The organism is Arthrobacter sp. Sr24 (assembly GCF_054511175.1).
In genome coordinates, this window is record NZ_JBTNDB010000027.1 from 42,953 (window position 1) to 49,053 (window position 6,101).

Sequence of the window (6,101 nt, forward strand, 5' to 3'; positions counted from 1 at the left end):
ACCGATGCCAGCGCGCATGCATCGGTGGTTAATTGCCGTCCCGGGAAGGAGCGGCGCGAAGCGTGCCGAGTGCATACAGAACAACGCCCGCAGTGACAAACACATCGGCCAGATTGAAGGTGGCGAACCACCCGGTGTGTAGGTAGTCCACGACACCGCGCCCATCGAGCCGGTCAATGAAGTTGCCGACCGCTCCGCCGAGCATCAGGGTTGCACCCGTTCGGGAGATCCGGCCCATGGAAGGCGCGGAAGATACCGCATACCAGGTCAGCGCGACGATGATCAGTCCGGTGACCGTGATAATGACCCAGGCGGGCAGGTCCGCACCTACACTGAACGCGACCCCGGTGTTGTAGAGCAGTCGGAAATTGATCAACCCCAGGTCGGTCGTTGCACCGTTGGAAAGCACGGCCTCGGCCAAGACCTTGATGCCCAGGTCGGCGGCGACCAGCACGGCAGCGCCTAGGAGCATAGCGGTCCTGACGGTACGCTCGGTTCGGTCCCGGGTCTCGGGGAGTGCTTCTGGTTGGCCGCTCATGTGGCCGGCTCCAGTGACGGCACCTGCTGCGAGTTTTTCAGTGCGGCCTTGCCGCTGATCCGGCCGGCTCGGACGCCGTTGGTGATCACGACGATTTCCGCCAGTTCGTGGATGAGCACCACAGCGGCCAGCCCGAGCACCCCGAAGAGGGCCAGCGGGATCAGCACGGCAATCAGCAGCAGGGACAGGCCCACGTTCTGGAGCATGATGCGCCGGGTATTGCGCGCGTGGTCCAGGACCTGGGGCAGGTGGTGCAGGTCCTCGCCCATCAGGGCAATGTCGGCGGTTTCGATGGCCACGTCGGTGCCCATGGCTCCCATGGCGATGCCCGTGTCGGCGGTGGCCAGTGCGGGAGCGTCGTTGACTCCGTCCCCGACCATCGCGGTGGGCTGCCGGGTTTGGAGGGTGCGGATGATCTCCGCTTTGTCTTCGGGGCGCAGGTCGGCGTGGACTTCGGTGATGCCTGCGGCCTTGGCCAAGGCAGTTGCGGTGATGATGTTGTCCCCGGTGAGCATGGCCGTGGTGTAGCCGGATGCCGTGAGCCTGGCGATGACTTCGCGGGCTTCGGGGCGCAGTTCGTCGCGGACCCCGATGGCGCCGATGACCTTGCCGTCGTCCTCGATGAGCACGGCCGTGGCTCCGGCGTGCTGCATCCGCTCGATGTCCGGGGCCAGTGCTCCGGCATCGATCCATCCTGGACGGCCGAGCCGGACACGCCTGCCATCGAGCCGCCCCTCCAGACCGGCCCCGGGAACCGTGTCCACGTCGGTGACCGATGCACGCTCGGTGGTGGCGGCGAGGATGGCGCGGGCCAGCGGGTGTTCGCTGCGGGATTCCAGGCCCGCCGCCAGGGCAAGCACCCGTTCCCGGGTGGCGGGGGCGGTGGCCACGACCTCGATCACGGAGGGTTTGTTTTGGGTCAGGGTTCCGGTCTTGTCCAGGGCGATGGTGCGGATCTTGCCCAGGGTTTCCAGTGCCCCGCCGCCCTTGATGAGTACCCCGATCCGGCTGGCGGCCCCGACGGATGCCACCACGGTCACGGGAACGGAGATGGCCAACGCGCAGGGCGATGCAGCCACCAAGACAACCAGGGCGCGTTCGAACCACAAGGCCGGTTCCCCGACAATGAAGCCAAAGACGATGATCAGGGCCGCGGCGATCAGAATGCCGGGGACCAGTTTCCTGGCGATGGAGTCGGCCAGTCGCTGGCCCGGGCCCTTGCGCGATTGCTCGGCCTCGACGATGTGCACGATCTTGGCCAGTGAGTTGTTCTCGGCGGTGCTGGTGACTTCCACTTCCAGCGGGCCGGTGCCGTTGATGGACCCGGCGTAGACCTCGGAGCCGGGGCCGACCTCGACGGGAACGGATTCGCCGGTCAGCGCCGAGGTGTCCAGGGAGGTACGTCCGGTCAGGATGCGCCCGTCGGTGGCCAGGCGTTCTCCGGGGCGGACCACCATGCGGTCCCCGGCGACCAGCTCGGAGGGGGACACCGTGGTTTCGATGCCGTTGCGCAGGACCCGGGCCTCGGCCGGAACCAAATCCAGCAGCGCCCGCAGACCACGCCGGGTTTTTGCCAGGGAGTATTCCTCAAGCCCCTCGGAAATCGCATAGAGGAAGGCCAGCATCGCGGCTTCCTCGAACTGGCCCAGGGCCACCGCGCCCACGGCGGCGATCGTCATCAGCGTCCCGACGCCGATCTTTCCCTTGAACAGGCGTCGGAGCGTGGAGGGAACGAACGTCCAGGCCGCAACCAGCAGCGCACCGATTTCCAGCGGAAGCGTCAGCATCCGGGGGCCTCCGGCCAGCGAGGAAATCCATCCCGCCAGCAGCAGCACGCCGGAAACGGCGGCAGCGCGAACCTCAGTTACCTGCCAAAACCCCAGGGCCTCTTCTTCGGTTTCACCGGTTTCGGGGGTGTCATCACTGCATCCGCAGGCGTCACTCATCGGGCGTTCTCCTCTTCAATGATCGGGGTGGTGATGCCGTCGGTGCCGTAGTTCGGGCACAGGCTCACCGCACTACCGGTGGCGGCCAGCAGGATCTCGGCCTGGGCGAGCATATCCATCAACTCCGGGCGAGACAGCGAGTAGTACACGCTGCGGCCCTGGGAACGGCCCTCAACCAGACCGCACTCACGTAGGCAGGCCACGTGCATCGAAGCCGTGGACTGGGGAAGACCCAGTTCGCGGGTGAGGTCGCCGACGCGCACCTCTCCGCCCGCCATCCGCTTGAGGATCTTCAGACGGATCGGGTCGCCAAGGGAACGGAACAAGGCGGCCGCGGGGTCCAGTCCACAAGCGTCCACCGGAGCATTTTGATTGATCAGCATTTACTGATGATATCTCAATTTTCTGATCATTGATTCAATCGCCAAGCCTTAGGGAAGCCCCTACAGTGTTCCCCGCGAAAGGTCATGAACTCTTTTGTGCAGCACACCCCTTGATGGTGGATTTTGAAAATGACAGTCACCGTCAGGGTTCCCCCTACGGCCGAGATATGTTCAGGGCAATGTCGCCTCGTTTAGGTCTCCAGGTCCTTGTCGGGGTTCCTGAAGGGTCGAAGTTGCGTGCCGGTGGAGTCCGTGGCGAAAGAGTATCGGCCCAGCATGTTGATGTGTTCCGAGACCAGCGGCGACAGTCGTTGTACGTCCTCGTCGGCGACGGGGACGCCGCGGTCGCGGAGTTCGGTGAGCGCGGCGTCCAGATAGCGGGTGTTCCACAAGATGACCGCGTTCAGCACCAGACCGAGTGCGCCGAGTTGGTCTTCCTGGCCTTCCCGGTAGGACTGGCGTATCTGCCCCCTCCTGCCATGGAAGATGAGCCTGGCCAGGGCGTGCCGGGATTCCTGCAGCGTTAGCTGCGTATGGATTTGCCGGCGGTAGCCCTCATCAGCATCGATGAAATCCAGCAGATGCTCGGTCTTGGCTATTCTTCCGTACTCCGCCAACGCCTTTCCGAGCAGGGCTGGTGTCCCACCGCCCTGGGTGACCCGCAGGATTTCCGAGGCGCGCACGGTCCCGGCGGTCAGGGATCCGGCAAGGCGGAGCATGTCCGGCCAGTTGGCCGTGATGAGCTCCATGTTGATGCGGTTGCGGCCGGCCACCGCGTTCAGCTTCCCGTAGTCCGCTGTGGTGTCGATGCGCCAGAACCGCTGGTCCGGCAACCCTGCAAGGCGGGGTGAGAACCGGTATCCGAGCAGGGTGAAGAGCCCGAAAACCTGATCCGAGTAGGAGGCTGTGTCGGTGGCGACCATCTCGGGGCGTTGGCCGCCGTCAAGGTCGAGCAGCCCATCGAGAATGTGCAAGGAATCGCGGACCGTCCCCGGAACCACAACGGCACCCAGGCCGGAGACCTGGTCGTTGAGATAGTTCAGCCAGGTCAGGCCTCGGCCTTGACCGAAGTAGCGCGGATTCGCCCCGGCATTGACGGTGGCCACCGGAACCACGAACCGCATTCCGTCGACGGACGCCAGTAACCCGTTACCCCAGCGTTGCGCGAGTCCCAGACCGGACTGGGCCTGGATCAGCCGGGCGTTAGCCGCGCGAAGCGTATCGGCGCGCACATAGTTTTGATCGACGTGGCTCAGGCGTCCCCGAGTCAGTGCTGGGTGGCCGTCCTTGACCACCGGTGTTAGCCCGACGTTGCATGCCTCGGCCACCAGGATGGCGGCGACCGAGACGCTGAGCTGGCCCATCCTCGCGGAGGCCTCCGAGACGTGGCTGAATTCCGAGAGGAACCCCGTCCAGGAATGCACTTCCAGCAGCACATCGGGCAGGTCCACCCGCGGCAGCATCCCGGAGACCAGCCCCCGCAACTGGGTCAGGGACTCCGGTATCGTCTTGGCCTCCAGGGGTGAGAGGTGGACCTTGCCAGCATCATCAATGCGTACCGCAGGATTGTCTTCGATTTGTTCCGCCGCCGAACGATAGCTGATGTCCAGGCGGTGACGAACACCGGCAAGGTGGTCCGTTGGGTCTTCCGGCAGCTGGAGCGCCCTCAAGGTCTCGTTTTTGGTGGCCTTCCACACCGGGTCGGTCAGCAACCGCGCCCGAGGGTCTCCCCAGCGACGCCCGCCCACCACGAAAATGTCCCGGCGCCGCAGCGCCTTGTGGACGGCCACCGTCACCGCCACCGTGTAGGCCTTGCGATCGATCTCCTCCGCAACCGTGACAAGACGCTGCCAAGCCGGCGAGAGCACGGACAGATCAACCTCGGCCGGGTCTTTCTTGCGGCCGTCCAGAACCTCCGGAAGCGCTGTCAGTGCCGCCAACGTTGGCGTCCCGCCCACGGTGGCCCCGAAGGGTGCCGCGGTGGCCAACGCCGGCAGGAACGAGCGCACGGTGGCGAACCGGCGCAGCATCTCGGCCGCGGTGTCAGCCTCGGCACCGTCGGGATTCACCACTTCGTTCACCACCTCCAGCGCGGCGCGTAGCTCGGACAAGGAAACCTGATCGGCCAGCACCGAGGCGGCCTCTGCGCCGGAATACTCCGTGTTGTCCAACACCTCGACCAGCGTTTTCGCGGCCTTCGCCAATTGCAGTGAGGCCTTGGACAAACGGGGCAGGGACTTCAACCGAGCCGCACTGGATTCCCTGGTTGCCTTGCGCAGAACGCGTTCGGTAACAATGGCATCCAGAGCATCACACAAATCATCGGCAACCTCCGACGTCAATGCGCGCACGGCACAAAGCAGTGTCGCACCCCGGCGCTGTCCCGATAGTCCTCGAAGCGATGAGGCCTTGCCCGCCAACCCGTAGCGGGCCAGGGCATTCATCCGGCCCTCGGGGACCATCTCCACATCGATGGACCCGGCACCCAATGCCCGCAAGAGAACCAGCCGCTCCAACTGCCGCAACAACTCCGGCACCGATACCCTCGCCGGTCCGGTTCGCAGCCGCTCCCACGCAGTCAGCCTTGATCCCTCCTCAACGCGGAGCAGGCTTTCCAGTTCCAGAATCAACGCGGGGCCGGCAGCGTCAATCAGCAAGGAATAGAGACGGTCATTTGATCCTGCACGGACCTCTAAAACCAGTCGTGTCAGCGTGGAGAGGCCGGGGAGCAGGACCTTGCGCTCACGCAGCCAGAGCACTGCCCGTTCAAACATACGCACCGGGCCCTCCGACGAAGTCCAGGCCCGGGCCTCCAGGAACAGCCTCAGCTCTTCGTACCTGGCCGGATCGGAGAAATCCGTATACCCGTACGCGGTGGAGATTTCCGCGGCGTGCTCATACCCGGTCTGTCCCCGCTGCGCATACAGCTTGAGCACGGAAGCATCGGCAATGCCCAGCTGTCCGGCCAGGGATTCCACCACCGGCCACGGAACAGCCAATGGATCCGTCAAAAAACGTCCGGCTACCCGCACCGTGATCAGTTGAACAGCAAATCCCAGGCGGTTGTGCATTCCCCGGCGGCGACCAACCACCGACAGGTCGGCGTCGTCCAACCAACAGAAGCGTTCCAGGTCCTCCGCTGGTACCTCGTCGGGGAATCCGCCGAACCCTGCAACCTGCTCATCACTTAGAAAATCGACCGCCATGCCACCCATTCAACAGGCCGCTGACACC

4 protein-coding genes are annotated in these 6,101 nt (G+C 64.8%); all 4 read right to left on the bottom strand.

The window, feature by feature from the left end:
- Positions 1 to 28: 28 nt before the first annotated feature.
- Positions 29 to 538, bottom strand: coding sequence for a signal peptidase II (gene lspA / locus ACX80D_RS15040; RefSeq protein WP_459323681.1), 510 nt, complete (start codon positions 536 to 538; stop codon positions 29 to 31).
- Positions 535 to 2,484, bottom strand: coding sequence for a heavy metal translocating P-type ATPase (locus ACX80D_RS15045; RefSeq protein WP_459323682.1), 1,950 nt, complete (start codon positions 2,482 to 2,484; stop codon positions 535 to 537). Before ACX80D_RS15045 ends, lspA begins: the two co-directional genes overlap by 4 nt.
- Positions 2,481 to 2,867, bottom strand: coding sequence for an ArsR/SmtB family transcription factor (locus tag ACX80D_RS15050; protein ID WP_459323683.1), 387 nt, complete (start codon positions 2,865 to 2,867; stop codon positions 2,481 to 2,483). The genes ACX80D_RS15045 and ACX80D_RS15050 overlap by 4 nt, the downstream gene beginning before the upstream one ends.
- Before the next feature lie 191 nt (positions 2,868 to 3,058).
- Positions 3,059 to 6,073 (bottom strand): Tn3 family transposase, encoded by a 3,015-nt coding sequence (locus ACX80D_RS15055; protein ID WP_459323684.1) that lies wholly within the window; start codon positions 6,071 to 6,073, stop codon positions 3,059 to 3,061.
- Positions 6,074 to 6,101: the final 28 nt, after the last annotated feature.